This is a genomic window from Janibacter massiliensis (genome assembly GCF_900289115.1).
In the GTDB taxonomy this organism is placed as follows: domain Bacteria; phylum Actinomycetota; class Actinomycetes; order Actinomycetales; family Dermatophilaceae; genus Janibacter_A; species Janibacter_A massiliensis.
In genome coordinates, this window is sequence record NZ_LT985196.1 from 501,774 (window position 1) to 525,681 (window position 23,908).

Below are 23,908 nucleotides of genomic sequence, written 5' to 3' on the forward strand. Positions count from 1 at the left end.
TAATTGTGTGTGAGCGTGTGCTGTGTGGTGTGTGGTTTTGTAGGTGTGAGATGGCGGGCGACTCGGGCGCCGCACCCGTCGTGTTTCGGCGGCGGGGTGGGTGGTGGAGAGGGGAGGGGGGGCGCGGGGCCGGGCTCCGGGGGCGGGGCGCCGGGAAGCCATACCCCGAGCTGCAGGAGCTCGTCCCGGTGCCGCTGGAAGATCTCGAGCGGCGGACCGTCGAGGAGGACCCGCCCGCCGTCGCCGAGGACGAGCACCCGGTCGACGAGGCCCACCCACGGTTCGACGAGGTGCTCGACGACGACGAGGGTGAGCCCGCGCTCGGCGACGACCCGGTCGACCGCGTCGCGCACCTCGGCTGCCGTCTCGTGGTCGAGCATCGCCGTCGGCTCGTCGAGCAGCAGGACGGCCGGTTGCAGCGCCAGGGCGCCCGCGAGCGCGAGGCGCTGGGTCTGCCCGCCGGAGAGCGCGGAGGTCGGGGTGTCGAGGGGGAGGTCGAGCCCGACGGCACCGAGCGCGGCCCGGCAAGTCACCGGAATCCCCGCGGGGTCGGCGCCGACGTTCTCGGGCCCGAAGGCGACGTCTCGCCCGACCGTCCCGGCGACGACGCCCGCGCCCGGTTCTTGGAGGACGAGGCCGACCGTCCCCGCGCGGTCCTGGGGGGCGCGGCCGTCGATCGTCACGGACCCGGACAGCTCTCCCTGCTCGACCGCGTCGACGAGCCCGGCGAGGGCGCGCAGCAAGGTCGACTTCCCCGCGCCGCTCGCGCCGACGAGGAGGACCCGCTGTCCAGCGGGGATGTCGAGATCGATCGCGTCGAGCAGCGGCGCCGGGGCGCCGAACGGACGCCACGTGAGGCCCTCGACCTCGACGTGGCCACCCGTCGGCGCCACGGCTGCACCGCTCATCGGTCAGCCGCGCGGGGTCGCGAGCCGGGCCTCGCGGGCCTGCGCCCCGACCGGGAAGGCGCGCAGCGCACCGGCGGACGCGAGCGCCCGGACGAGGAGCCACCCGAGGACGCCCGCGAGCACGATGCCACCGAGGGCGGTGAGGCCGACGTGGGCCGCCTTGAACGCCGGTGTGTACGCCTGGACGTAGACGAAGAGCTCGTAGACCCCGGCGAACAGACCCGAGAGCAGGCCCGCGAGCGCCGCGGTGCCGAGCGAGCTGCTGCGGTAGCGGGTGAGGGCGAACGCGAGCTCGGCGCCGAGGCCCTGGACGAGCCCGGAGCCGACGCCGAGCATCCCCCACCGCGAGATCATGAGGAGCTCGACGATCGTCGCGACGAGCTCGACGGCGAGGGCGGCGCCGGGCTTGCGGATGATGAGTCCACCGAGGACGCCGCCGAGGAACCACGGCGCGGTCATCAGGGCGCCGAGCGGGGCGAAGACGCCCCCCAGTGCGGTGGTCGGGCCGACCGCGGCATAGGTCCAGGCGACGAAGAGGACCCCGACGACGACGCCGAGGACGGCGGTCGTCACGAGGTCGACGGTGCGCCAGCCGCTGCCGCGCGCGTTGGTGGTGCTGGAGGTGGTGCTGGTGGTGCTCATGCGTGCTCCTACAGGATCCGTGGGGATACCGCAGGGCGGCGGGCGCACGTGCGCACGCCGGAGAATCCCGACTCCCTTTCGCCGGTGCTAACCGGAGCAGGTTCGAGGGTCTGCGGCCAGGCCGCACTCTCAGCGCCCGGATGGCGCTCCCCTGTCGTTGACGCCGCGACTGTAGCCCATACTTGGGGCGAGACCGTCCGTGGCACGGCATCGACGGCCGGGCCGCACCCATCCGAAGGGGACAAACCATGGGCAACCTCGCTTGGAAGCTGCTCGGCGCCGGTGGTGCCACGCTCGCCGGCATCATCACGAACAAGCTCCTCGTCACGGCCTACAAGAAGGCCGGCAAGGACTTCGAGATCGACCCGCGCGACCCGGACAACCCGCTCCTGGAAAGCCTGCTCGTCGTGGTCCTCGGTGGGGTCGTCGCAGCCGTCGTCAAGACGCTGCTCAGCCGCAAGGCCGCGCAGTACTACCGCAGCTCGACCGGGCACCTCCCCGCCGACCTCCAGCCGAAGGTCGACACGGACTGACCCCGCTAGGGCCCCTTCGCGCGGGGGCCGGACCTGACCTGACCTGAGCCGAAGGTCGGCTCGCCTCTTCCCGCGCAGCGAATCGGCTCGTGGGCACCCGATCCGGTGACCACGAGCCGATTCACGAGGCGCGAGCCGGGCGCCAGTTCGTGAACGGTGCGCGAGTCGATTCACGAGGCGCGAACCGAGAGTCGGCCGGGTCGGACCCGAGGGCGCGAGGGGTCCGGGGTCAGCCGTCCACAGCGACCGGCCGTCCACAGGGCGGGTCGCCGGCACGTCGATCCCGCGCCACCCTGCTGCGCGTGCCCATCGACCCGATCGCCCGGCTCGTCCTCGACTCCGGCGGCCACCTGCTCACCCGTGACCTGCCGCAGCGCGGCGTCCCGCACCACCACGTCCTCCGTGACGCCCGCGCCGGCAGGCTCGAACGCGTCGACCGCGGTGTCTACCTCGTCAGGGATCGCGACCGGGAGCCCCGCGCGCGCTACGCCGACCGCGTCCGTGCGGTCCGCGCCGCGCACCCCGGCTGGGCGGCCTCGCACCACAGTGCGCTCGAGCTCCACGGCCTGCCACGCCTGAGCGCCGACCACTCGACCGTCCACCTGCTCGGCCCCGCCGGCCGGTCACGGCGACGCCCGGGCCTTCACCTCCACCGGGACCCGGGGGCGGACGTCGTCGACGACGGGACCGGCGCCGTCGTCGGGCCGGCCGTCGCGTGTGTCCAGGTGGCCGCGCTCGACGGCGTCGACGCGGGCCTCGTCGCGATGGACGCGGCACTGGCCCGCGGTCTGGTCGAGCACGCCGACCTGGAGCACTCCCTTGCCTGGGTGCGGTACGGCGTCGGGGCTGCCCGGCGTGCGCTCGAGCTCGCCCACGGCCGGTCCGAGTCGCCGGGCGAGTCGCTGCTGCGGCTGCGGTGCATCGAGCTCGGCCGGGTCCCGGTGCCGCAGGTCGAGCTGCGGGACGCGAGCGGTCACCTCGTCGCCAGGGTGGACCTCGTCGTCGACGACGTGGTGCTCGAGTTCGACGGCGCCGTCAAGTACGAGGGCGCCGACGGCCGGGAGGAGCTCGTCCGGGAGAAGGCACGAGAGGACGCGATCCGGGCGCTGGGGTACCGCGTCATCCGGGTCACGTGGCGGGACCTGTTCCGTCCCGGCTGGCTCGGGCCGCGCCTCTCGCCGGTGTCCTGACCGCGGCCGTCCGCCGTCGCGCGCAGCGAATCGACTCCCGGTCACCGGATCCGGTGACCACGAGCCGATTCACGAGGCGCGAGCGGTGCGGGAGTCGGCTCAGGGTGCGGGAGTCGATTCACGAGGCGCGAGCCGTGCGAGGGTCGTCAGGCGCAGCCGGTGACGGTCGTCGCGAGGTAGTCGAGGCCCGCGCGGGTGCTCGTCGCCGCCGTCCGGTGGTTGACGAGGAACGAGAAGTAGCGCCTCCGCCCGTCGACCGAGTACGCCACACCGCCGAGGGTGTACGTGTCGGACAGGGTCCCCGTCTTCGCCGCGACGATCCGGATCGCGCACGTGCTCGGCCAGGCCCGGAAGCGGTGGTAGAGCGTTCCCGACGTCCCCGAGATCGGCATCCCGTCGGCCGCGAACACCTGCTCGCGCATCCCCGGGCGGGTGTCCATCGACCGCAGGGTGGCCGTCATCGTCCGGACCGGCATCCGGTTCGCCCGCGACAGGCCGGAGCCGTCCGCCACCGTCAGGCCCGTCACCGGGATGCCGTCGGCGACCAGCCGAGCCCGGACGGTCCTCGACGCTGCGGTCCAGGTCGTGCCCCGGCCGGCGTACCGCGCGGCCAGCCGGTGCAGGGCCTCGGCGTAGTCGTTCTGGCTCACGTTGAGCATGACCCGGACGAGGGCGGCCACCGGCGCGGAGTCCGTGCTCGCGAGCGTCGGGGAGTACCGCGGGTTGCGCATCCGCGAGACCCCGACGACGGTGATCCCGTTCGCACGCAGGGACGAGGCAAAGGTGGCCCCCGCGTCCATCGACGTGTCCCACACGTTGCGCTGGTCGACGACGAGCGCGCGGACCGGAGCGACCGAGTCCGGCACGTAGCTGCTCTTCCACCCGGTCGCGTTCGTCGGTGTCGGGAAGAGGCTGTCGTCGACCCGGACCGTGACCCGCGAGCGCCGCTGCGCCTTGAGGGCCTGCGCCGTCTGCGCCGCCAAGGCCCGCAGACGGCTCGAGGACAGGCTCGGGTCCCCCGCTCCGACGAGATGGATCCGGCTGGGCTCGACGGAGGACTGCTTGGCGCGGGTCGTCAGCCGGCGCCAGCCGCCGATCTCCCGCAGGGCGGTGTACGCCGTGAGCACCTTCTCGTTCGAGGCCGGCAGCCGGGTCGTCGTCGACGCCTTCGACCACATCCGGGTGCCGTCGGTGTTCGCCACCCAGCCCGACCAGGACGACCCCAGCCGCCAGTCCCCGTCACGCTCGCCGAGCCGCTTCGTGATCGTCCACGTGAGGTCCCTCGTGGCCGGCGCCGTGCTCTGCTGGGCATCGACCACCGCCTCCGGCGCGGGCACGGCGCGCATCGTGCCGGCGCCGTCGCTCGCCAGGTCGTCCTCGACGGGCGTCGGACGGTCGGCGGCGCCCACGGCCGGCGACGCGGCCGCCGGGGCGAGGGTGCCCACGCCGAGGGCGAGCGCAGCAACGAGCGCAGGAACGGCGCGCAGGATCTGACCGGGGGCAGGCACGGACGGCTCCGGGGACAGGGGCAGGGGCAGGGTCGGGGCACCCCGACGGTAGGTCCTCGGCGGCGTCGGCGGAAGTGCCGGGCACGGACCGGCTCAGGACGCCGCCGCGAAGTCGACGTAGACGATCGGCGCGCCGACACCCAGCGCGATCGACTCCATGGTCTCCCACCGGGCGTGACGTCGATAACGTGGACGGCATGAAGGCCATCGAGATCCGTGAGCCCGGCGACGCCGACGTCCTCGTCCCGACCGAGGTCCCCGACCCCGCCGCTGGGGCCGGGCAGGTGGTGATCGAGGTCGTCGCTGCCGGCGTGAACCGCGCCGACGTCATGCAGCGGATGGGCTTCTACCCGCCGCCGCCGGGTGCCTCGCCGCTGCCGGGTCTCGAGGTGAGCGGACGGGTCGTCGAGGTCGGCGCCGGCGTCACCGGCTGGTCCGTCGGGGACGAGGCGTGCGCGCTGCTCGACGGCGGCGGGTACGCCGAGCGGGTCGCCGTCCCCGCGGGCCAGCTGCTCCCGATCCCCGACGGCGTGGCGCTGCGCGACGCCGCCGCCCTCCCCGAGGTCGCGTGCACCGTGTGGAGCAACCTCGTCGACGTCGCCCGGCTCGCGCCCGGCGAGACGGTCCTCGTCCACGGTGGGACCTCGGGCATCGGCACCTTCGCCATCCAGCTCGCGAAGGCCCGCGGCTGCCGCGTCGCGGTGACCGCCGGCACCCCGGAGAAGCTCGCGTTCTGCCGCGAGCTCGGGGCGGACGTCGCCGTGAACTACCGCGAGGACGACTTCGTCGAGGCCGTCCGCGAGGCCACCGACGGCCGCGGCGCCGACGTCGTGCTCGACTCGATCGGCGCGAAGTACCTCTCCCGCAACGTCGACGTCCTCGCCACCGGCGGACGCCTCGTCGTCATCGGGCTCCTCGGCGGCCGGAAGGGGGAGCTCGACCTCGCCGCCCTCCTGGGCAAGCGGGGGTCGATCACCGCGACCTCGTTGCGCGCCCGCGACCCGCAGGACAAGGCCCGAATCGTCGCCGCGGTCCGGGACGAGGTCTGGCCCCTGCTCGCCGACGGGTCGGTACGCCCCGTCGTCCACTCCACCCACCCCCTCGCCGAGGCCGCCGCCGCGCACCGGGAGATGGAGTCCTCGACCCACGTCGGCAAGATCCTCCTGCTGCCCTGAGCCCGCGAGCCGTCCGTCCCCCGTTGCTAGGCTCGGGGATCATGCGACGCACCGGGTTCCTTGCCCTCGCCGTGGCCCTCCCGCTCGGACTTGCCGCCTGCTCGTCGCAGGCCACCGGGGACTCCGGCCGGTCGAGCACGAGGGCCCCGGAGGGCCGTGGGACCCCGACGATCGCCGCGCCCGGTCCGTCCCGGACCCCGCAGCCGACGTGGGCGACCGGCACCCCACCCGACCGCTGGGTGGACCCGAAGGCGCCCGCCGGGACGCCGATCGTCGGGACCTCGAACCGGCCGACGCCCACGGACGTCACGCCGGCGCAGATCTCGACGTGGCTCAGGGAGGGGAGGCTGCCGCCGGCGCCCGCCCACGGCCTGATGTTCGAGGCGATGACGACGTCGATCCGGGAGCGTCCCGCGCCGGACATCATGATCTTCGGCGACTCGATGACCCAGCAGGGGATCGACCCGGTCACCCTTTCCCGACTCCTCTCCCCCGCCGTCGGCCGGGAGGTGACGGCGTTCAACGCGTCGAGCAGTCGCGCCCGCTGGGGCGTCAACCGGCTCGCGGCCGACTACGCGATCTCGATCGGCAAGGCCCCGAAGATCGCCCTCGTGGGGATCTCGACCCGCGCCGCCGAGAAGGACGTCGCCTACGACGACGCGAAGATCACGCCGTTCGCCGCGATGGTGCAGGGCTGCGACGAGCGCATCGGTGCGGAGTGGACGGCCGCGGACGAGGCGCAGTGCGAGCGCTACGTCAAGGACCCGAACGAGCGGTGGGCGCGGGCCGGTGACCAGATCCGGGTCGCCAAGGCCGGGAAGAAGGCCCCGACGTCGGTCAAGTTCCGCGCGGACGGCCTGGACTGGCTACAACCGGACGGCTTCATGAACCACCCCGGCATGTCCACCGGGGACGTCCTCGCCTCGAGCCGGAAGCGGGCCGAACGCTTCCCCGGGTGGCCGCACATGGACCCCGAGGGCAAGGCGGCGTTCGACGCCTTCGTCGACGACCTCGAGCGCGCCGGCGTCACCGTCATCACGTTCGAGATCCCGTACAGCCCCGTGCACCAGCGCACCCTCGAGGGGATCTCGAACGGCCAGTACGACAAGAAGCGCCAGAAGGCGGCGGCCGATCTCGTCGCGGGCACCGACGTCCACCACTTCCCCGTGACGAGCTACGGCGACTGGTGGAGCGACGGGGACAGCCGGGACGAGATCCACCTCGCGCCGAACGGCGCGAAGAAGTTCACGAAGCAGATCGTCGAGATGCCCGGCTTCGAGGACGCGGCGGTCGACGCGCTGCGCTGAGCGGATCCCGCTCAGCGCGCGGCCGTCCAGACCGCGACCGTCTTCTCGGTCGTGTCCGCGCACGTCAGGCGGCGCCTGGGCGCCCACGAGCGGGTCACCGTGCGGCGGTGCGTGCGCCCGTCGACGTCCAGCTCGACCTGCCAGGTGTCGGGGCCCTGGGCGGTGACGCGTGCAACGACGACGTCGCGCCAGCGGGGGGCCTCGAGGGTCGCGAGGACGTCGGCGGCCGCGGCCTGCACCGCGGGATGCCACAGGGACCGCCCGCGCCACCGGGTGAGATCGGCGAGCCCGTCGAGGTGGGCCAGCGCGAGGTCGGGCGCGCTGCTCCCGTCCACCCGCCCGTACATCGTGCCGTCGGGCAGGAAGGTGACGTTCGCGGCGAACCGGTCGCCGCCGAGGTGGGTGGTCTCCCACACCATCCCGGGCAGCAGGTCGTCGAGGACGCGCGCGGTGAGGCGGCCGTCGATCGCGCAGCACACGTCCTTGCGGCCGTGCGCGCACACGAGGACGAGCGGGTCCTCGCAGAGCGGAGCGGCCGCGAGGAGCTCCGGCATCGCGGCGGCGAGGGCGACGAGGTCGCCCGGCTGCTCCCACGTCGACCAGTGGACCCGGCCGGTCGGGCAGTCGACGAGCGCCACGACGGGCTCGGCGCCCTCGACTGTGCCGCCCTCGACCCGGCGGCCGTGACGCCGGACGAGCTGGAGCCGTGCGCGGTGACCCTCGAGCAGGGGCGTGAGCTCGCCCGCGACGGCGTCGAGGGGCGCGGTCCCCGCGGCGGTGCGCTGCCACGGCCCGCGGTGCTCGACGAGGAACCACCGGGGCGCGGGGACTGCGGTCCCGACGAGCGGGTCCTGCCGCTCGCGGGCGGCGAGGGCGCACCGCCAGCGGTCGGTCGAGTCGGTCACCGGGCCACCCTACGGCCGGCCCGACGCGTCCCCGTCGACGAGGGAGGCCACCGGTCGGACCGCCCGGGGCGGGGTCGACGAGGCCGCGGCCTCGTCCAACGCCGACCGGACCGGGGCGGACGGGACGGCGGCGAGCGCCTCGCCGAGGGCCCGACGCACGTCGTCGATCTCCGTGTCCGTGAGGTCGCCGGGCGGGCGCCCGAACGGGAGGGCCGCGCGCATCCTCGGGTCGTCGTCGAGGAGGGCGAGCGCCGCGTCGACGAGCCAGCCCGCGACGTGCCGCCGGGTCCACGCGTGGATGCCGACGGTGAGGTGGGCGCTCACCCCGCCGAGCGCCGTCGCGGAGTGGATCCACCCTCGCGGGACGTGGAGGACGTCGCCGGGGCGGAGGGTCTCCTCGAGGTGCGGCGGGTGCTGCGCGGCCGCGGCGACCTGGGCCCGGTGGTTCGTCCACGGGTCGTCGCGCAGCGGGTCGGTGACGACGGGCGGGCGGACCCGCCAGGCCTTCTCCCCCGCGAGCTGGAGGACGAGGACGTCGTGGACGTCGTAGTGGTCGTCGAACCCGCGGCTGGTCGGCGGCGTGACGTAGGCGTTGACCTGGACGGGGTGGCCGAGGGCGTCGACGAGGTCGTGCGCGAGATCGATCACCGGGCCCCACGTGCGGTGCAGGGCCTGGAGGACGAGCGTCGAGCCCTCGGCGAAGAGGCGCGCGAGGGTCGCGGCGTCGAGCTGGTCGGGGATCGAGGCACCGACCCCTCCGCCGGTGGTGAACTCACGGTCGCCGAGGGTGCGCCCGTCCTTGGCGACCCGGAGGAACGGGGTGCGCAGGCCGCGTCGGGTGAGCAGCTCGTCCACCCCGGCGAGGTCGAGGAGGTCGGCGAACCCGGCGGGGTCGGCGCCGCGGTGCAGCCACGGGTCCCGACCGAGGCCGACACCGGGCCCGTTCCCCGAAGGGGGTAGCAGCCGGTCCAGCACCGGGGGACGGCGATGCCCGCCACCCGTGGGGGCGGCGGGCATCGAGTCGTCAGGCGTGATCACTCAGAGCGCAGCGCCATCGGCGCCACCATCGGCGCCACCGTCCGCGCCACCATCGGCGCCACCGTCCGCGCCACCGTCCGCGCCACCATCGGCGCCACCGTCCGCGCCACCATCGGCGCCACCGTCCGCGCCACCGTCGGCGCCACCGTCCGCGCCACCATCGGCGCCACCGTCCGCGCCACCATCGGCGCCACCGTCCGCGCCACCATCGGCGCCACCATCGGCGCCACCGTCCGCGGTGCCCGCGGGTGCGTCCGTCGCGTCCATCGGGACGCCCGGGAGCGCGCCACTCTGCTCGCCGGCGGCGGCGATGTCGGTCGGGTCCTTGGGCAGGTCCGTCATGTCGTGCTCCTTCTCGATCGGCACCCGGCGGACGCCGGGCCGCTCCTGTTTCTAGTCGGCCCGGCCGGGTGCTGTCGAGCACCCGCGGGGGTGGTCAGGCCGACGTCCCCGGCTCGAGCCGTGCCCCGGCATCGACCGTCACGCCCGGCCCGATCACGCTGTCCCGCCCGACGAGGGTGACGTCGTCCGGGCCCAGGTCGTCGCCCGCGAGCCGCCCCACCCGTGCGCCGTCGCCGACGACGGTCCCGCTGTCGAGGACGGCCGAGGCGAGCTGCGCGCCCGGCCCGATCGTCACGCCGTCGAGGACGACGCAGTCCTCGACGACCGCCCCGGCCGCCACCCGGACGCACGGCCCCAGGACCGACCGACGGACCGTCCCGGCGACATCGCAGCCGTGGGTGACGAGCGAGTCGGCGATCTGCGCCCCTGCCCGCACACGCGCCGGCGGCAGCGACCCGGCCTCCGTCTGTACCGGCCAGCCGGGCTGGTCGAAGACGTCGACCCGCCCGTCGAGCAGGTCGCGGTGCGCCGCGAGGTAGGCCTCCGGACGGCCGACGTCCTTCCAGTACGACCCGACGGGCACGGCGACGACCCGCCCGCCCTCGACGAGGCGCGGCACCAGCTCCTCGCCGAAGTCCCCCAGTCCGGTGTCCGCGTCGTCGCCGTCCCCCGTCGCGTGCTCGCGCGCGATCTGCTCCAGCAGCGCCAGCAGGTCCTCCGCGCGGTAGACGAAGACCTCGGTGGCGACCGTCGTCGCGTCCGTCGTGCCGGGCTTGTACTCGACCCCCGTGACGACCCGGGAGACGACGCCCTCGACCCCGTCGACGGGGGACGGATCCTCGCCGACCCGCACGACCATCTTGTGGACCGCCTCGGCGGGGTCGACCTCGGCGGTGAGGATCGTGCACGTCGCGTCCCGATCCAGGTGCGCGGCGAGCAGGACCCGCAGGTCGGTGACGAACACGCTGTCGGCGCTCGTGACGATGACGTGCTCGGCCCCGTGCCGACGGATCTCGTCCCGGATCCGGTAGAGGTCGTCGGCGTTGCCCGTGGAGAACCCGCCGGTCGCGCCGCCGCCGCCCTCCTCGGGAACGATCCGCCGGTAGCCGCCGCGGGTGCGGTCGAGGTCCCACGGCCGCCCGGACTGCAGGTGCCGGTCGAGGGAGGACGCGAGGAACTGCACCGAGACCCAGACGTCGTCGATCCCGCTGTTGGCCAGGTTGCTCATCGCGAAGTCGATGAGCTGGTGGGTCCCGGCGAACGGCAGTGCGGGCTTGGCCCGCTCGCGGGTGAGGACGTCCATCCGGGAGCCCTGCCCGCCGGCCTGGACGATGCCGAGGACGGCCGGCTGCGGCCGACGGGGCATCCGGTGCGGCGAGAGCACGGTCATGGCGTCATCATCGCCCGCCGACGAGCCCCCCGCACCACCCGTGGGGAGGTCACCCCTCCCTACGCTGGGGGCATGACGGACCAGCGCGAGCACGACATCGTCCTCTTCGGCGCGACCGGCTTCGTGGGTCGCCTCACCGCGGCGCACCTCGCCGAGCACGCCCCCGGCGGCACCCGCATCGCCCTCGCGGGCCGCTCCCGCGAGCGCCTCGAGCAGGTCCGGTCGAGCCTTCCGCCGGCGGCCGCGGCCTGGCCCCTCGTCGTCGCAGACGCCGAGGACCTCACCGCCCTGCGCGAGCTCGCTCGCAGCACCCGGGTCGTCGTCACGACGGTGGGGCCCTACCAGCGCTACGGCAAGGCGCTCGTGCGCGCGTGCGCCGAGTCGGGGACGCACTACTGCGATCTCACGGGCGAGATCCTCTTCGCGCGGTGGAGCTCGGACACGTGGTCGGACGCGGCGCGCCGGAGCGGGGCGCGGATCGTCCACGCGTGCGGCTTCGACTCGATCCCCTCCGACCTCGGGGTCCACCTCCTCGCACGGACCGTCCGGGTGGCCGGCGAGGGCGAGCTCGGCGAGACGACCCTGTACGTCCGTCGCCTCGCCGGCGGACTGAGCGGCGGCACGATCGACTCGATGCGCCAGCAGGCGATCGAGACCTCGAAGGATGCTGCGGCACGCCGGCTCGTCGCCGACCCCTACGGCTACAGCCCCGACCGTCCCGCCGAGCCGACGCGGGCCGACGCGGCCCGCGCCGGGACCGCGCCCGAGGGCCCGCTCGGCCGCGTGGCCCGGATCACCCGATCGCTGCCCGTCCGGCGCGCGGCCGAGGTGGACCGCTGGACCGCGCCGTTCATCATGGCGTCGTTCAACACGCGGGTCGTGCGCCGGTCGAACGCCCTCACCGGCTTCTCCTACGGCCGCGGCTTCCGGTACCGCGAGGTGATGACGACCGGCTCGGGACCGCGGGGAGCGCTCACGGGCGGCGTCATCACGGCCGCGCTCGTCGGGGGGTTCGCGGCCATGTCCTTCGGCCCGACGCGCACGGCGCTCGACCGGGTCCTGCCCAAGCCGGGCGAGGGGCCCGGCGTCGAGCAGCAGGAGAAGGGCGCCTTCCGCATCGACATCCGGACCACGAGCACGACCGGCGCGCGCTTCCGATGCCTCGTCGGGGCGGACAAGGACCCCGGGTACTCCGGGACGGCCGTCATGCTCGGGCAGTCCGCCCTGTCGCTCGCCCAGGACGCTCCCGTGCCGGGCGAGGGTGGCGTCCTCACCCCCGCGACGGCGATGGGCGACGACCTCGTGGCGCGGCTGCGGGACCACGGCTTCACCCTCGAGGCGTCCCGGGTCGACGGAGGATTCGGTACGGATTCGTGACCCGCTCGCGGCCCCGCACGGGACGATCCTCGGCCGGCGACGTGTTCCCCTAGGGGCAGGACGTGTCACTCGGCACGTCGTACGCACCCACGAAGGAGACGCACATGCCTGGCGAGTACGGGTTCATCGTCTGGATCATCATCGGCGGCCTCGCAGGTTGGATCGCGAGCAAGTTCATGGGGACCGACGCCCAGCAGGGCCTCTTCCTCAACATCATCGTCGGCGTCATCGGCGCGCTGCTCGGTGGCTTCCTGCTCAAGCTGTTCGGTGTCGACATCGACGGGGCGGGCCTCATCATGACGTTCGTCACCGCCCTCATCGGCGCCTGCGTGCTGCTGTTCGGCCTCAAGGCCATCAGCGGTCGCCGCTGACCCCGCAGCACGCAGAACGCCCCGGTCCCCTCGAGGGGGCCGGGGCGTTCGTCGTGCGGGGGCGGGTCAGGTCGTCGTCGCCGTCGAGTCGGCACCGAAGCCGAGGTGGACGTGCTCGTTGAAGGTGACGAGCCCCACCCCGGTGCGGGTGACCTCGAGCGTCGTGACGGCCGCGTTCACCGCCGATCGCTCGAGCTCCTTCCACGTCTGCGACGAACCGTGCACGAGGTCGGTGACGATGGAGGCGAGCACCCCCGCCGAGGTGACGACGACGCCCGTCTGCCGTGCCCCCAGTCGCGCCACGAGCGTCGTCAGCGCCCCCTCGACCCGGCTGCTGAACTGGGCGAAGGACTCGTCGTAATCGGTGTCGTGGTCCCCGCCGGTCCAGCGCTGCGTCGCGACGTCGTACATCTCGTGGAAGGCCCGCCGCGGCTGGAAGGTCCGGATGAGGTCGGCGCGCATGATCGTCATCGAGCGGTAGGCCGGGCGGTGCGCGGTGATGACCTCCATGTGGTCGTACTCCGCCCAGCCCGGGTCCACGTCCGGCTCCACGCTCCACCCGGCGGCCTGCACCATCTCCTCGGCGGTCTCGCGCTGGCGGCGCATGCCGCCGTGGACGAGGACGTCGGGCACGACACCGCGCTCGGCGAGCGCGGCGCCGACGAGACGGGCCTGCTCGTGCCCACGGGCGGAGAGGACGTCGTAGTCCCGCCTGCCCCAGGACGCCTGCCCGTGGCGGACGAGGAGGATCCGGCTCACGAGCGGCCCTTCCTCCGGAGCGCGGCGGATCGCAGCACCCCGGACAGGCCCTGGCGCGGGCCGTACGCGGGACCGGAACGATCGAGCGCGGCACGCCGGGCGGCGGCGGTGTTCGCGCTGACGAGGAGGACGGACTGCTCGCGACGCTCCCGGGCCAGGGTCGAGCGGGCCGAGGCTCCGGGGCTGGCGGTGAACAGACGCTTGGTGGCCGCGACCGCGTCCGGGGACCGGGTGCGCAGCGCCTCGACGAGCTCCTGCGCCGCGGCCCCCGGGTCGGACGCGACCTGCGTCGCCAGGCCGATCTCGACCGCGCGGGTGCCGTCGACCTCCTCGCCCGTCATCGTCAGGCGCTTGGCGACGTCGGGCCGGACGTGCTCGGTCAGGGTCCGGATCCCCGACATGTCCGGGACGAGACCCCATCGCGCCTCGAGCACCGACCAGCGGGCGTCGGGGGTGGTGAACCGGACGTCGGCGGCCAGGGCGAGCTGCACCCCGCCGCCGAAGCAGTGGCCGTGGACCGCGGCGAGGACGGGGACGTCGAGCCGGCGCCACGCCCAGCACGCCTCCTGGAAGGTGTTCGTCCCGCGCCACGGCCGGGGGGCGAAGGCGCGGGCGACCCCCGAGGGGTCCTTCGTCGCGCTCGCGAAGTCGAGGCCGGCGCAGAACGAGTCGCCCTCCCCGGAGAGGACGACCGCGCGCAGCGAGCGGTCCCTCCGGAGCGCGCGGGCGGCGCTGACGAGGGCGTCGAGCATGGGGAGGGTGAGCCCGTTGAGCTTCTCGGGGCGAGCCAGGCGGACACGGGCGACGGCGTCCTCGACGACGCAGCTGACGTGCTCGGACCCGGTGTCCACACGCTGAGAGCTCATGGGACCAGCGTAGGACCCGCTCCGGCAGACTGGGGGCATGGCCGATGCCCCGACCCGGTCCGCCGCCAGCCCCGCCCCGGTCCTGTGGATCGGGGGCTACACGACGCGCGGCGAGGGTCGCGGGCCCGGGTTGCGGGCGCTGGATGCCGAGGCTGCGCGGGCGGGGCGGACCGAGGTCCTCGCCGAGGTCCCGCTCGCGGAGCCCTCGTACGTCGTCCCCCACCCGACCCTGCCGCGGAGCGTGGTCTGCGTCCACGAGACGGAGCACTCGGCGGTCTCGGTCGTCACGCTCGGGCCCGGCGACCAGCCCGAGGTCTCGACGACACCGACCGGCGGCTGGGGGGCCTGCCACGTGGCGGTGACCCAGGACGGGAGGTTCGCCGTCGTCGCGCACTACGTGTCCGGGTCCGTGGCGGTCATCGACCTCGAGTCCGGGCGCCGGACGGCCACGGTCGCGCTGGCCGGCAGCCCCGGGCCGGTCGCCGACCGCCAGGACGCCCCGCACGCCCACCACGTCCTGCTCGCACCGCGGTTCGAGGAGAGGGGCTGGCTCGTCCTCGTCTGCGACCTGGGCACCGACGCGGTCCACCGCTTCCGGCTCGGCACGGACGGCACGCTGACCGAGGCCGACGCGCCGGTCCGACTGCCGGCCGGGACGGGCCCGCGGCACGCGGCGCTCGTCGCAGGCAGGCTGCTCGTCGTGTGCGAGCTGAGCAGCGAGCTGTGGCTCGGGGCCCCCACGGACGACGGCGCGCGGACGTGGCACGAGATCGCTCGGATCCCGACGACCGCCCGCCCGACGCCCGACGGGCTCGCCGCCGCGCTGCGTCTCCTGCCCGACGCCGGCGCCGGGACTCGCGTCCTCGTCTCGACCCGTGGTCCCGACTCGTTCACCGTCGTCGACGTCTCGCCCGCGGACGACGACGGGCCGCCCCTGGTGGCCCGGGCCGAGCACGCGGCCGGGGGCCGCTGGCCGCGGGACGTCCTCGTCGACGGCGAGCTCGTGTGGGTCGCGTGCGAGCGCGGCGACGTCGTCACGGCGGTCCGCTGGGCCGATGGCACCGAGGTCGCGCGTCTGGCCTCGGGCACCCCGACCGGTCTGGCGCTCACCTGATGTCCCTCCGGAGGCGACCGAAGGAGAAGGACCCGAGCCCCGCCGAGCTCGAGGACTTCCTCGTCCGCCAGCGGCGGGAGAACGACCGACCGGCGCGAGCCCCTCGGATCCCGGCCCGGCGGATCACCGGCGTCCGCGTCGACATCGACGGGGTCGGCCCGGCGAGCGACCGCCCGTGCCCCGTCGTCACGCTCACCCCGCGCCGGGTCGAGCGGGAGCTCGTCGTCCTCCACGGCGGTGCGTACGCCTTCGGTCCGAGCCCCACGACGTGGCGCCGCCTGCACCGGTACGCCCACCTCGCCCGGGCCCGGACGACCGTCCCGCTGTACGCACGCGTGCCGAACGCCGATGCCGCCGCGTCGTTCCCCGGGGTGGTCGATGCCTACCGGCGGGTCGCCGAGAGCGCCGAGGGCCGGCTCGTGCTCATGGGTGAGTCCGCCGGCGGCGGGTACGCCCTCGGCCTGCTCGACGTCCTGCGGCGGGAGCACCCGGAGGTGCGGCGGCCGGCCCGGGTCGTCCTCGTCTCGCCGTGGCTCGACCTCGAGCTGTCGAGCCCGGGGGTCGACGAGCTCGACGCGGTCGACCCCGCGCTGTCGATCGTCTTCCTCCGCGCGATGGGCCGGCTGTGGGCGGGCGACGAGCCGGCGGACGCCCCGCATCTCAGCCCGGTGCGGATGGACCCCACCGGCCTGCCACCGCTGACGCTGCTGTGCGGGACGCGGGAGATCCTCCTGCCGGAGAACGAGGCGTTCCGGGACGCGGCGCGCGCCGCCGGCGTGGACGTCGAGTGGGTCCTCGGGCAGGACCAGCTCCACGTGTGGACCGATCAGCGCACCCGAGCAGCGCGCGCGGCGAACGCCACCGTCCTGCGGGCGATCACCGGGACGGGGCCGACGTCGGGCTGATGCGCGAAGCCCCGTCGCGGTCAGACCCGGGCCGCGGCGACGGCCGCCGCCAGGCGCTGCAGGGTGAGCGCCATGCCCCGCTCCAGCGAGGCCTCGAAGGGCGCCACACCGCCGAGGACCTTGTCCTGGAGGAGCACCGACATCTTCGTCACGCCCGCGGGGAGCTCGCGCCGGTGGACGACGCGGGTGCCACCCTCGGCCGGCTCGAGGTCGAAGGACCACACGGCGCCGTTCTCCTTGACCTTGAACGCGAGAGCGCGGTTCGGCTCGTAGCGGGTGACGACCGCGCGCGTCGGCCACACCTTCCAGCCGTCGCGGTTGACGTTGAGGAACCTCGTGCCGACGCCGACGGGCGCCGACCCCTGGACGGTCGAGCGGACGACCTGGGGGCTCAGCCCGCCGAGCACGCGGGGGTCGGAGAGGTGGGCCCAGACCGCCTCGGCGGGGGCGTCGATCGTCGTCGTGGCCTCGAGCTTCGGGTTCGGTGTGCTCATGGCGCCCAGTTCAGCACCTGCGGCCGCCCGGCACCACCGGGGGCGGTGACGGAGCGGCCCCACAGGGCACCCCGGGCCGCCCCCGACGGACCCGTCAGGGTGTCCGGCTGAAGAGCTTCTTCGTCGCGGCGCACGTGATGTCCCGCGAGGGCAGGCGCCCGTCGACGATGTACCGGGTGCGGTGCCAGCTCGCGCACGAGCTGACGTCGAGCGTCCCGTGCCCGGCGTACATCGTCGTCACGAGGCGCGATCCGCCGATGAGCTCGTGCGCGCGCAGGGCACCGCGGTACGGCGTCGGACCGTCGTACCGGTTGTTCATCACCAGGGCTCCACCGCGCGGGGCGCTCGCGAACGACCCCCGGTAGGCGTTCTTCGCCTTCGCCGGCCATCCGGCGCACGGCGAGCTCGCCCACGTCCAGACGGTGTGGAGGGTGCGGGTCGGGACCTGCAGGCGCGCACCCTCGCGGAACCACGCCGTCCGGTCGGTCGGGTTCGCCGCCTCCGAGCACAGCACGCCCTGGAACGAGGCGTCCATGCCGTACCGCGCGGCGAAGCCCCCTCGTGCGGCCGTCACGCGGCCTGGCGACAGGACGGGGGTCGGGACGGGCTGCGTCACGTCGACCGCCTCCTGCTCCGCGCGGTCGATCGCCGCGGCCGCGGCCGACTCGTCGGGCCCGCTCGTGGATCCGTCCGGGGCCGCGCGCGTGGCCGCGGCCGCCTCGCGCGCCCGCAGGAGCCGGGCCAGCTCGTGGGTGACGGACGCCAGGTGCCACCAGCCGTCGCCGTAGGAGAGCCCGACCGTGAGGTTCGCGAAGTCGGACTCCGAGATCACCTGACCGTCGACCCGCAGCGCGCGCTCGCGCAGCCGCGAGCGGACGTAGTCGTACTCGGCGCGTGTCTTCGTCCCGCCGGGGCACACCCGGTAGCCGACCTTGCCGCACTCGCGGAGCACCCAGTCGACGGACTCCCACGTGCCCTCGCCCGAGCCGAACCGGGCCGAGGACGGGCGAGCCGTCTCGCTCCCGCGGCCGACCCACGCGTCCGCGTCGAGGTTGCCGTCGATCACCAGCGCTCGCACCTTGGTCGGGAAGAGCGCGGCGTACGTCTGGCCGAGCTGGGTTCCGTAGGAGACCCCGTAGTAGTTGAGCGACGGCTGGCGCAACGCCCGTCGGACGAGCTCCATGTCGCGCGCCGTGTCCGCCGTCGACATGTAGTACTTGACGTAGTTGGGCGTCGTCTTGCAGGCCGCCCGCAGCTGGTCGTCGGCGCGGTACTGGGCCGCGCGCTGGGCCTCGCTGAGGGGCGTGCTCTGCGTCAGTTCCGCCCAGGGCCGGTCCGACCGGCACACGAGCGCCTGCGAGCGGCCGACACCCCGCGGGTCGATCCCGACGACGTCGTACCGGTCCGTCACCTTCGACCCGAGCACGCGGGCGAACCCGCCGATCGCCTCGATCGAGGACCCGCCGGGTCCGCCGGGGTTGATGAAGACCGCGCCCGTCCGCAGCGTGGACCGGCTCGCGAGGCGACGGGCCAGCCCGATCCGCATCGTCGGGCCGTCCGGTCGGGAGTAGTCCAGCGGGACGAGCGCGCTCGCGCACTGGTACCGGGCGCCGCGCTCGTCCCCGGTGCACGACCGCCATCGAAGCGTCGGGGTCCGCACCGCGGACATGTCGATCGTCGGGGTCGCCGCCGCGACGGACGGGGCGCCCTGCCGCGGCTGCGTCGGCGCGGCCGCCATGGCGCCGGCTCCACCGGCGAGCGCCACCGATGCCGCCCCGGCGAGCGCCGCCAGCGCCGCGATCGACCGTCGTCGAGCACCCATGCTCTTCCCCCTGCTGTCGCGTACGTACCGCGGCGGGAGCCCGCCACGACGGTGAACGTAGCAGCGGGCCCCGACGCCGGAGAGCCGGACGCCGCAAACCGCGGGCCCGGCTGCCGGCTCAGGCGTGGGCACCCTCGGGCACGTCGTCGACGGGCGCAGCGGATTCGTCGAGGTGCTCCGTCAGGCTCGTCCCCTCGACGTCGAGCGTCGGGAGGATCCGACCGAGCCAGCGCGGCATCCACCACGCGGACTCCCCGAGGACGTGCATGAGGGCGGGCACGAGCGTCATCCGGACGAGGACCGCGTCGACGAGGACCCCGACGGCCAGGCCGAAGCCCATCGGCCGGATCATCGTCAGCTCCGCGAAGACGAAGCCGGCGAAGACCGAGGCCATGATGAGCGCGGCTGCCGTGACGACCTTCGCCCCGTGCCCGAACCCGGTGATGACGGCCTTGCGCGCGGGCTCGCCGTGGGCGTGCGCCTCCTTCATGCCCGCGACGAGGAACATCTGGTAGTCCATCGCGAGCCCGAAGAGGACACCGACGAGCATCACCGGCATGAACGACAGGATCGGCCCGGGGGTGTCGACGTCGAAGAGCTGCCCGAGCCAGCCCCACTGGTAGACCGCGACCGTCGTGCCGAACGCCGCCCCGACGGACAGGAGGAAGCCACCGGTCGCGACGAGCGGGACCAGGAGCGAGCGGAAGACCGCCAGGAGCAGCAGCAGGGACAGGCCGATGACGATCGCGAGGTAGACCGGCAGCGCGTCCGCGAGCTTCTTGCTGATCTCGATGTTCGCGACGGTCTGGCCCGTGAGGCCGACCTCCGCGTCGAGCCGCTCGCCGAGGGAGCCGGCCGTGCCCTTGAGGAGCTGGACAGTCGTGGCCGTGTGCTCGTCCGCCGGGCCGCCGTCGGGGACGACCTGGAAGGCCAGGGTGCGGCGGTCCTCGCTCACGCCGAACGGGACGACGGCGGCGACGCCCTCGGTGCGCCCCATGACCTCGGCGACGACGGCCTGCTCGTGGGTGATGTCGTCCTTGGCGACGGGGTCGTCGTGGCTGACGACCGCGACGATGGGGCCGTTCTGGCCGGGGCCGAAGTTGTCGGCGACGAGCTCGAACGTGCGGTGGCCGGTCGTCTCCGCCGGCTGGCTCGAGCCGTCGGGCAGGCCCAGGCGCAGGGTCGTCGCGGGCCACGCCAGGGCGCCGCAGATCGCGATGACACCGAGCGCGACGAGCACGGGGTGGCGCGTGACCAGCCGGGCGTACCAGTGGCCGTGGTCCTCCGCGTGCTCGTCACCGTGGCCGCCCTCGGGCAGGACACCCGGCTCGACGAACCCGGCGCTGCGCCACGACCGGCGGCTGAGGACCCGCGTGCGCACGATCCCGAGCAGGGCCGGGGTGAGGGTCAGGGCGACCAGGACGGCCACCGCGACGGTGGACGAGGCGACGAACCCCATCTGCGCGAGCAGCGGAATGCCCGTGACGAAGAGGGCTGCGAGGGCGATGACCACGGTCGTCCCGGCGACGACGACGGCAGACCCGGCGGTCCCGGTGGCCCGGCCGATCGACTCGAGCATCGGCGCGCCGGCCAGGAGCTGGGTGCGGTGCCGGTTGACGATGAACAGCGCGTAGTCGATGCCGACCGCAAGCCCGAGCATCAGCGCGAGCGAGGGCGTCAGCTGGTGCATCGTGTAGAAGTGCGTGCTCGCCATCGCGCCCGCGAGACCGACGGCGACGCCGATGAGGGCCGAGGCGATGGGCAGGCCCGCCGCGACGAGGCTGCCGAGGGCGATGAGGAGGACGAGGCCGGCGACGAGCACACCGATGGCCTCGCCCGGGCCGATGATCTTCGTCGACTGGGTGATGTCGGCGCTGTAGTCGATGACGACGCCGGCGTCCGCGAGGCTCTCACCCTCGGCGACGACCGCGTCCTTCGTCTCCGGCGCCACCGAGGGCACGGACTTGGTGAAGCGGACCTGGGCGACGGCGGTCGAGCCGTCCTTCGTCACGAGCCGCGTGTCGCCCGCGCTGTCGACGAGCATCTGGCCGTCGCGCAGGTCCTTGCGGGCCTCGATCAGCTGCTTGCGCGCCCGGTCGAGCTTCTCCCGGGCGGGCACGATCTTCTTCTCGCCCTCGTCGACGACGATCTGGTTGCGGAGGATGGCCGGGTTCGTCGGGTCGGTCCGCTTCAGCTGCTCGAGCCCGTCCTTGGCGAACTTCAGCTTCCCCTCGGCCTCGTCGAGCTTCTTCTTCCCGGCGTCGTAGCGCTTCTGCCCGTCGTCCAGCTTCTTCCGGCCCTCGCGCAGGCGGGTGCGGGAGTCGTCGAGCTCCGCCTGCGCCGTGAACGGGTCGATGACGTCGGCGACCTCGTCCTCCTTCTTCCAGGTCGCGAAGACGCGGCGGATCGCGGCGCGCTGCTTCGCGTCGAGGGCGTCACCGTCCTCGGACCGGACGACGACGGCGGCGAACCCGCCCGAGGCGTCCGGGATCTCTCGCTGCAGGTCGGACTGGACCGCCTCGAACTGCGAGCCGGGGATCGACACCTCGCTCGTCACGGGCCGGCCGAGGCTGGCTGCGGCGGCGCCGGCGACGACGAGCGCGACGAGCCAGAGGGCGAGGACGACCTTCGCGTGGGCGGCGCACCAGCGGCCGAGGCGGTAGAGGGCGAGTGCCATGCGGGTTCTCCCGAGAGATGTGGACGATCCGGGCGCTGGGCCCGAGCGCAGGTCACGGCGGTGGACGGCGCGCGACCGACCGAACACTACAGATGTAGTAACCATTCCCGCGACCGGGCGCGCAACGGCCACGGTCCACACTAGGCGCACGATGACCGACGCTCCCCCCGCCCCCCCGCCCGGGCCCGGGACTGGGTCTTTTTCTCATACACAACTCCCCGCCCACGAGACGGACCCCCAACTCCTATTCCGTCTTNGCTCGTCCTGGCGACGATCCCGTGGATCCCCGGCGACCCCTCGGCGGACCTGCGCAGCGAGCTGGCGGCCTTCCACTCGAACGCGGTGTGGCTCAACCTGCTCATCGGAGCGATCGGCTTCGGCGGGATGTTCGCGCTCGTGACGTACATCGGGCCCGTGCTGCAGCACGTCACCGGGCTGGGGCCCGGGGCGGTCCCGGTGGCGATGCTCGTGCTCGGGCTCGGCGGGTTCGCCGGGACGGCGGCCGCCGGTCGGCTCGTCGGCCGGAGCGTGACGCGCACCCTCGCGGCGGGGATCGTCGGGACGGGGGTGATGCTCGTGGTGTTCGCCGCGGTGGCCAGCTGGGCCGTGCCGGCGATGGTGGCGATCTTCCTCGTCTCGTTCGCCACGGGGCTGCTGGTCGTCGCGCTGCAGATCCGGCTCATGGCGGTGGCGGGGACGGCCCGGACGCTCGGAGCCGCGAGCAACCACGCGGCGCTCAACCTCGCGAACGCGCTCGGCGCCTGGGTGGGGGGTCTGGTCCTCGACGCCGGCTGGGGCTGGCGGGCACCGAGCCTCGTCGGCGCCGGCCTCTCCACGCTCGGCCTCGTCGCCTTCCTCGCCTCCCTCCGCGAGCCCGCTCCCTCCCCTACTCGCAATTGCGCGCGCAACTGACATCTGCGCGCCAAGTATCACGCGCGGATGCACCAGATCGCGCGCAGATCTCGATGTGGTGCGGCGCCCGATCGCGCGAGGCGGCGCGGCCCCGGCGGTAGGGTCCGGGGCCGTGCGTCAGTCCATCCGCCCCGCCACGCCCGACGACGTCGCCGACGTCCACCGGCTCGTCGTCGCCCTCGCCGAGTACGAGCGCGCGCCAGACGAGGTGCGCTCGACCCCGGAGCACTTCCGGCGGGCACTATTCCCCGACCACGGCCGACCGACGACGTTCTGCCACGTCGCGGAGGTCGACGGAGAGGTCGTCGGCATCGCCGTCTGGTACCTGACGTTCTCGACCTGGACCGGCGTCAACGGGATCTGGCTCGAAGACCTCTTCGTCGACCCGGCGCACCGGGGACGCGGGCTCGGCCAGGGCCTGCTGCGGGCGCTGGCCGGCGAGTGCGTCGAGCGGGGGTTCCAGCGCCTCGAGTGGTGGGTCCTCGACTGGAACACCCCGAGCATCGAGTTCTACCGCTCGCTGGGGTCGACCCCGCAGGACGGCTGGACCGTCCATCGCGTCGACGGGGCGGCCCTCACCGCGCTCGCCGCCCCCTGACCCCCCTCGCCAGCACTTGCGCGCACCAATGACATCTGCGCGCGATATTCGGCGCGCAGGTGTCATTGGCGCGCAGATCCGAAGGGTGTCGGGGCGAGCTAGAGGCCGCACCGACGTCAGCCAGCTGCATGAGGACCTCGCGGTCGGGGCTTCGCGTCGGAGCCGGCGCTCTCCGCATCGCGGCGTCGCCAGGGGCAACGATCGAGAATCTGCGCGCCACAACGAGCATCCGCGCGCGATATTCGGCGCGCAGATGTCAGTTGCGCGCGCAAATGCGGGGAGAGGGCGGCGGGGTTACTGGACGCCCTCGACGTGGCGGTTGTCGATGTCGGCCGCGTCGGCGAAGGCCGGGTTACCTCGGGTGACCGACGTCGAGCCGAAACCCATCCGGCCGAGGACGACGCCGACGACGATCGCGAGCGCGACGACCACCCACGAGGCCCAGAACAGCGGCCAGCTGAGGATCATCACCGACACCATCATGAGGACGAAGCCGACGAGCGCGACGCCCACGGCCGCCCACATCGAGACGCTGTTGCCGTGCCCGGGGCCGCCGTGGCCGGCGGTGGCGTTCGAGCTCATCGGGGGGATCCTTCCGAGGACGGGGGACGACGTGGCGGCCATCATCCCACAGCGCGGTACGGCCGCCCGTCCCCCTCGTCACTCCTGGGGCTGGGCCTGCGCGCGGACCTCGTCCATGTCGAGCTGCTGCACCTGCTCGATGATCTGCTCGAGCGCGGCTCCGGGCAGCGCGCCCGGCTGCGAGAAGACGAGGATCCCGTCACGGAACGCCATCACCGTCGGGATCGAGGTGATCTGCAGCGCGCCGGCCAGCTCCTGCTCGGCCTCGGTGTCGACCTTCCCGAAGCGCACGTCGGGGTACTTCTCCGACGCCGCCTCGAAGACGGGGCCGAACTGGCGGCACGGGCCGCACCACTCCGCCCAGAAGTCGACGAGGGTGATCCCCTCCTGCTCGACGGTGCTGACGAACGTGTCCTTGGTGAGGGCGGTGGTCGCCACGGCGTTCTCCTCGGGGGTCGCGGGGCAGCGCACGGTCGGCGCCGGTCGTTCGTCG

Annotated in this window: 24 protein-coding genes and 1 riboswitch; of the genes, 10 read left to right on the forward strand and 14 right to left on the reverse strand. The window is 74.2% G+C overall.

The features are described 5' to 3' along the window. Both DAA34_RS02520 and DAA34_RS02525 read right to left on the reverse strand, forming a co-directional pair. The coding region (locus DAA34_RS02520) for an energy-coupling factor ABC transporter ATP-binding protein (protein ID WP_158707728.1) at nt 1-908 on the reverse strand (908 nt) is incomplete at its 3' end. A 3-nt stretch (nt 909-911) separates the two neighbouring features. Beyond that, nucleotides 912-1,550 carry an ECF transporter S component gene (locus DAA34_RS02525; RefSeq protein ID WP_106817478.1) on the reverse strand — a complete coding sequence of 213 codons (639 nt, stop codon included), beginning with the start codon at nt 1,548-1,550 and terminating at the stop codon, nt 912-914. Nucleotides 1,551-1,605: 55 nt separating this feature from the next. Continuing rightward, a riboswitch (TPP riboswitch) is annotated at nt 1,606-1,713 on the reverse strand. An 85-nt stretch (nt 1,714-1,798) separates the two neighbouring features. Between DAA34_RS02525 and DAA34_RS02530 the strand changes: the two genes are divergently transcribed. Next, complete coding sequence (locus tag DAA34_RS02530) at nt 1,799-2,083, forward strand: DUF4235 domain-containing protein (protein WP_106817479.1); 285 nt, start codon at nt 1,799-1,801, stop codon at nt 2,081-2,083. A 302-nt stretch (nt 2,084-2,385) separates the two neighbouring features. Continuing rightward, nucleotides 2,386-3,273: a type IV toxin-antitoxin system AbiEi family antitoxin domain-containing protein gene (locus tag DAA34_RS02535; RefSeq protein ID WP_106817480.1), complete on the forward strand. Its 888-nt coding sequence runs from the start codon at nt 2,386-2,388 to the stop codon at nt 3,271-3,273. A 146-nt stretch (nt 3,274-3,419) separates the two neighbouring features. Here DAA34_RS02535 and dacB read toward each other — a convergent pair whose 3' ends face one another. Then, nucleotides 3,420-4,781, reverse strand: coding sequence for a D-alanyl-D-alanine carboxypeptidase/D-alanyl-D-alanine endopeptidase (gene dacB, locus DAA34_RS02540; RefSeq protein ID WP_106817481.1), 1,362 nt, complete (start codon nt 4,779-4,781; stop codon nt 3,420-3,422). Nucleotides 4,782-4,978: 197 nt separating this feature from the next. Between dacB and DAA34_RS02545 the strand changes: the two genes are divergently transcribed. Both DAA34_RS02545 and DAA34_RS02550 read left to right on the forward strand, forming a co-directional pair. Beyond that, the gene (locus tag DAA34_RS02545; protein ID WP_106819710.1) at nt 4,979-5,956 is read left to right on the forward strand and encodes an NAD(P)H-quinone oxidoreductase; all 978 of its coding nucleotides are present in this window, start codon (nt 4,979-4,981) and stop codon (nt 5,954-5,956) included. Nucleotides 5,957-5,997: 41 nt separating this feature from the next. Beyond that, on the forward strand, nt 5,998-7,263 hold the full coding sequence (locus tag DAA34_RS02550) for a ribosomal eL19 family protein (RefSeq protein ID WP_106817482.1): 1,266 nt from the start codon (nt 5,998-6,000) through the stop codon (nt 7,261-7,263). Between the two features lie 11 nt (nt 7,264-7,274). Here the strand turns inward: DAA34_RS02550 and DAA34_RS02555 are convergent, their stop codons facing one another. The 4 genes from DAA34_RS02555 to DAA34_RS02570 all read right to left on the reverse strand — a co-directional run bounded on the left by DAA34_RS02555 (nt 7,275) and on the right by DAA34_RS02570 (nt 10,938). Beyond that, nucleotides 7,275-8,168, reverse strand: a complete 894-nt coding sequence (locus DAA34_RS02555; protein WP_106817483.1) for a sucrase ferredoxin — start codon at nt 8,166-8,168, stop codon at nt 7,275-7,277. A 9-nt stretch (nt 8,169-8,177) separates the two neighbouring features. After that, nucleotides 8,178-9,206 (reverse strand): cupin domain-containing protein, encoded by a 1,029-nt coding sequence (locus tag DAA34_RS02560; RefSeq protein ID WP_234354074.1) that lies wholly within the window; start codon nt 9,204-9,206, stop codon nt 8,178-8,180. Beyond that, the gene (locus DAA34_RS02565) at nt 9,207-9,548 is read right to left on the reverse strand and encodes a hypothetical protein (RefSeq protein ID WP_199847403.1); all 342 of its coding nucleotides are present in this window, start codon (nt 9,546-9,548) and stop codon (nt 9,207-9,209) included. A 94-nt stretch (nt 9,549-9,642) separates the two neighbouring features. Continuing rightward, nucleotides 9,643-10,938: a glucose-1-phosphate adenylyltransferase family protein gene (locus tag DAA34_RS02570; protein WP_199847404.1), complete on the reverse strand. Its 1,296-nt coding sequence runs from the start codon at nt 10,936-10,938 to the stop codon at nt 9,643-9,645. A gap of 72 nt (nt 10,939-11,010) precedes the next feature. On the opposite strand from DAA34_RS02570, the gene DAA34_RS02575 reads away from it, so the two are divergent. Both DAA34_RS02575 and DAA34_RS02580 read left to right on the forward strand, forming a co-directional pair. Next, nucleotides 11,011-12,315 (forward strand): saccharopine dehydrogenase family protein, encoded by a 1,305-nt coding sequence (locus DAA34_RS02575; protein WP_106817484.1) that lies wholly within the window; start codon nt 11,011-11,013, stop codon nt 12,313-12,315. A gap of 104 nt (nt 12,316-12,419) precedes the next feature. Next, nucleotides 12,420-12,686 (forward strand): GlsB/YeaQ/YmgE family stress response membrane protein, encoded by a 267-nt coding sequence (locus DAA34_RS02580; RefSeq protein ID WP_106819718.1) that lies wholly within the window; start codon nt 12,420-12,422, stop codon nt 12,684-12,686. A 66-nt stretch (nt 12,687-12,752) separates the two neighbouring features. On the opposite strand, the gene DAA34_RS12070 is transcribed toward DAA34_RS02580, so the two are convergent. Further along, nucleotides 12,753-13,445: a histidine phosphatase family protein gene (locus tag DAA34_RS12070; RefSeq protein ID WP_158707565.1), complete on the reverse strand. Its 693-nt coding sequence runs from the start codon at nt 13,443-13,445 to the stop codon at nt 12,753-12,755. After that, nucleotides 13,442-14,311: a crotonase/enoyl-CoA hydratase family protein gene (locus tag DAA34_RS02595; RefSeq protein ID WP_106817486.1), complete on the reverse strand. Its 870-nt coding sequence runs from the start codon at nt 14,309-14,311 to the stop codon at nt 13,442-13,444. The genes DAA34_RS12070 and DAA34_RS02595 overlap by 4 nt, the downstream gene beginning before the upstream one ends. A 37-nt stretch (nt 14,312-14,348) precedes the next feature. On the opposite strand from DAA34_RS02595, the gene DAA34_RS02600 reads away from it, so the two are divergent. Both DAA34_RS02600 and DAA34_RS02605 read left to right on the forward strand, forming a co-directional pair. After that, nucleotides 14,349-15,425, forward strand: a complete 1,077-nt coding sequence (locus DAA34_RS02600) for a lactonase family protein (protein ID WP_106817487.1) — start codon at nt 14,349-14,351, stop codon at nt 15,423-15,425. Then, on the forward strand, nt 15,425-16,330 hold the full coding sequence (locus DAA34_RS02605) for an alpha/beta hydrolase fold domain-containing protein (RefSeq protein ID WP_106817488.1): 906 nt from the start codon (nt 15,425-15,427) through the stop codon (nt 16,328-16,330). The genes DAA34_RS02600 and DAA34_RS02605 overlap by 1 nt, the downstream gene beginning before the upstream one ends. Nucleotides 16,331-16,350: 20 nt before the next feature. Here DAA34_RS02605 and DAA34_RS02610 read toward each other — a convergent pair whose 3' ends face one another. From DAA34_RS02610 to DAA34_RS02620, 3 genes are all read right to left on the reverse strand, one after another. Further along, nucleotides 16,351-16,824, reverse strand: a complete 474-nt coding sequence (locus tag DAA34_RS02610) for an SRPBCC family protein (protein WP_106817489.1) — start codon at nt 16,822-16,824, stop codon at nt 16,351-16,353. A gap of 94 nt (nt 16,825-16,918) precedes the next feature. Continuing rightward, the gene (locus DAA34_RS02615) at nt 16,919-18,646 is read right to left on the reverse strand and encodes an alpha/beta hydrolase (protein WP_106817490.1); all 1,728 of its coding nucleotides are present in this window, start codon (nt 18,644-18,646) and stop codon (nt 16,919-16,921) included. Between the two features lie 118 nt (nt 18,647-18,764). Beyond that, the gene (locus DAA34_RS02620) at nt 18,765-21,323 is read right to left on the reverse strand and encodes an MMPL family transporter (RefSeq protein ID WP_106817491.1); all 2,559 of its coding nucleotides are present in this window, start codon (nt 21,321-21,323) and stop codon (nt 18,765-18,767) included. 342 nt (nt 21,324-21,665) lie between these two features. Between DAA34_RS02620 and DAA34_RS02625 the strand changes: the two genes are divergently transcribed. Together DAA34_RS02625 and DAA34_RS02630 are read left to right on the forward strand one after the other, a co-directional pair. Next, nucleotides 21,666-22,235, forward strand: coding sequence for an MFS transporter (locus DAA34_RS02625; RefSeq protein WP_106817492.1), 570 nt, complete (start codon nt 21,666-21,668; stop codon nt 22,233-22,235). Nucleotides 22,236-22,347: 112 nt separating this feature from the next. Continuing rightward, nucleotides 22,348-22,833, forward strand: coding sequence for a GNAT family N-acetyltransferase (locus DAA34_RS02630; protein WP_106817493.1), 486 nt, complete (start codon nt 22,348-22,350; stop codon nt 22,831-22,833). A 294-nt stretch (nt 22,834-23,127) separates the two neighbouring features. Here DAA34_RS02630 and DAA34_RS02635 read toward each other — a convergent pair whose 3' ends face one another. Both DAA34_RS02635 and trxA read right to left on the reverse strand, forming a co-directional pair. After that, nucleotides 23,128-23,415: an HGxxPAAW family protein gene (locus DAA34_RS02635; RefSeq protein ID WP_106817494.1), complete on the reverse strand. Its 288-nt coding sequence runs from the start codon at nt 23,413-23,415 to the stop codon at nt 23,128-23,130. A gap of 78 nt (nt 23,416-23,493) precedes the next feature. Further along, the gene (gene trxA, locus DAA34_RS02640) at nt 23,494-23,853 is read right to left on the reverse strand and encodes a thioredoxin (RefSeq protein ID WP_106817495.1); all 360 of its coding nucleotides are present in this window, start codon (nt 23,851-23,853) and stop codon (nt 23,494-23,496) included. Nucleotides 23,854-23,908: the final 55 nt, after the last annotated feature.

Bases quoted from the DNA above. Each gene is read 5' to 3' on its own strand.
- DAA34_RS02525 (WP_106817478.1), bottom strand. From the start codon at position 1,550: ATGAGCACCACCAGCACCACCTCCAGCACCACCAACGCGCGCGGCAGC.
- DAA34_RS02530 (WP_106817479.1), top strand. From the start codon at position 1,799: ATGGGCAACCTCGCTTGGAAGCTGCTCGGCGCCGGTGGTGCCACGCTC.
- DAA34_RS02545 (WP_106819710.1), top strand. From the start codon at position 4,979: ATGAAGGCCATCGAGATCCGTGAGCCCGGCGACGCCGACGTCCTCGTC.
- DAA34_RS02550 (WP_106817482.1), top strand. From the start codon at position 5,998: ATGCGACGCACCGGGTTCCTTGCCCTCGCCGTGGCCCTCCCGCTCGGA.
- DAA34_RS02565 (WP_199847403.1), bottom strand. From the start codon at position 9,548: ATGACGGACCTGCCCAAGGACCCGACCGACATCGCCGCCGCCGGCGAG.
- DAA34_RS02570 (WP_199847404.1), bottom strand. From the start codon at position 10,938: ATGACCGTGCTCTCGCCGCACCGGATGCCCCGTCGGCCGCAGCCGGCC.
- DAA34_RS02575 (WP_106817484.1), top strand. From the start codon at position 11,011: ATGACGGACCAGCGCGAGCACGACATCGTCCTCTTCGGCGCGACCGGC.
- DAA34_RS02580 (WP_106819718.1), top strand. From the start codon at position 12,420: ATGCCTGGCGAGTACGGGTTCATCGTCTGGATCATCATCGGCGGCCTC.
- DAA34_RS02595 (WP_106817486.1), bottom strand. From the start codon at position 14,311: ATGAGCTCTCAGCGTGTGGACACCGGGTCCGAGCACGTCAGCTGCGTC.
- DAA34_RS02600 (WP_106817487.1), top strand. From the start codon at position 14,349: ATGGCCGATGCCCCGACCCGGTCCGCCGCCAGCCCCGCCCCGGTCCTG.
- DAA34_RS02605 (WP_106817488.1), top strand. From the start codon at position 15,425: ATGTCCCTCCGGAGGCGACCGAAGGAGAAGGACCCGAGCCCCGCCGAG.
- DAA34_RS02610 (WP_106817489.1), bottom strand. From the start codon at position 16,824: ATGAGCACACCGAACCCGAAGCTCGAGGCCACGACGACGATCGACGCC.
- DAA34_RS02615 (WP_106817490.1), bottom strand. From the start codon at position 18,646: ATGGGTGCTCGACGACGGTCGATCGCGGCGCTGGCGGCGCTCGCCGGG.
- DAA34_RS02620 (WP_106817491.1), bottom strand. From the start codon at position 21,323: ATGGCACTCGCCCTCTACCGCCTCGGCCGCTGGTGCGCCGCCCACGCG.
- DAA34_RS02635 (WP_106817494.1), bottom strand. From the start codon at position 23,415: ATGAGCTCGAACGCCACCGCCGGCCACGGCGGCCCCGGGCACGGCAAC.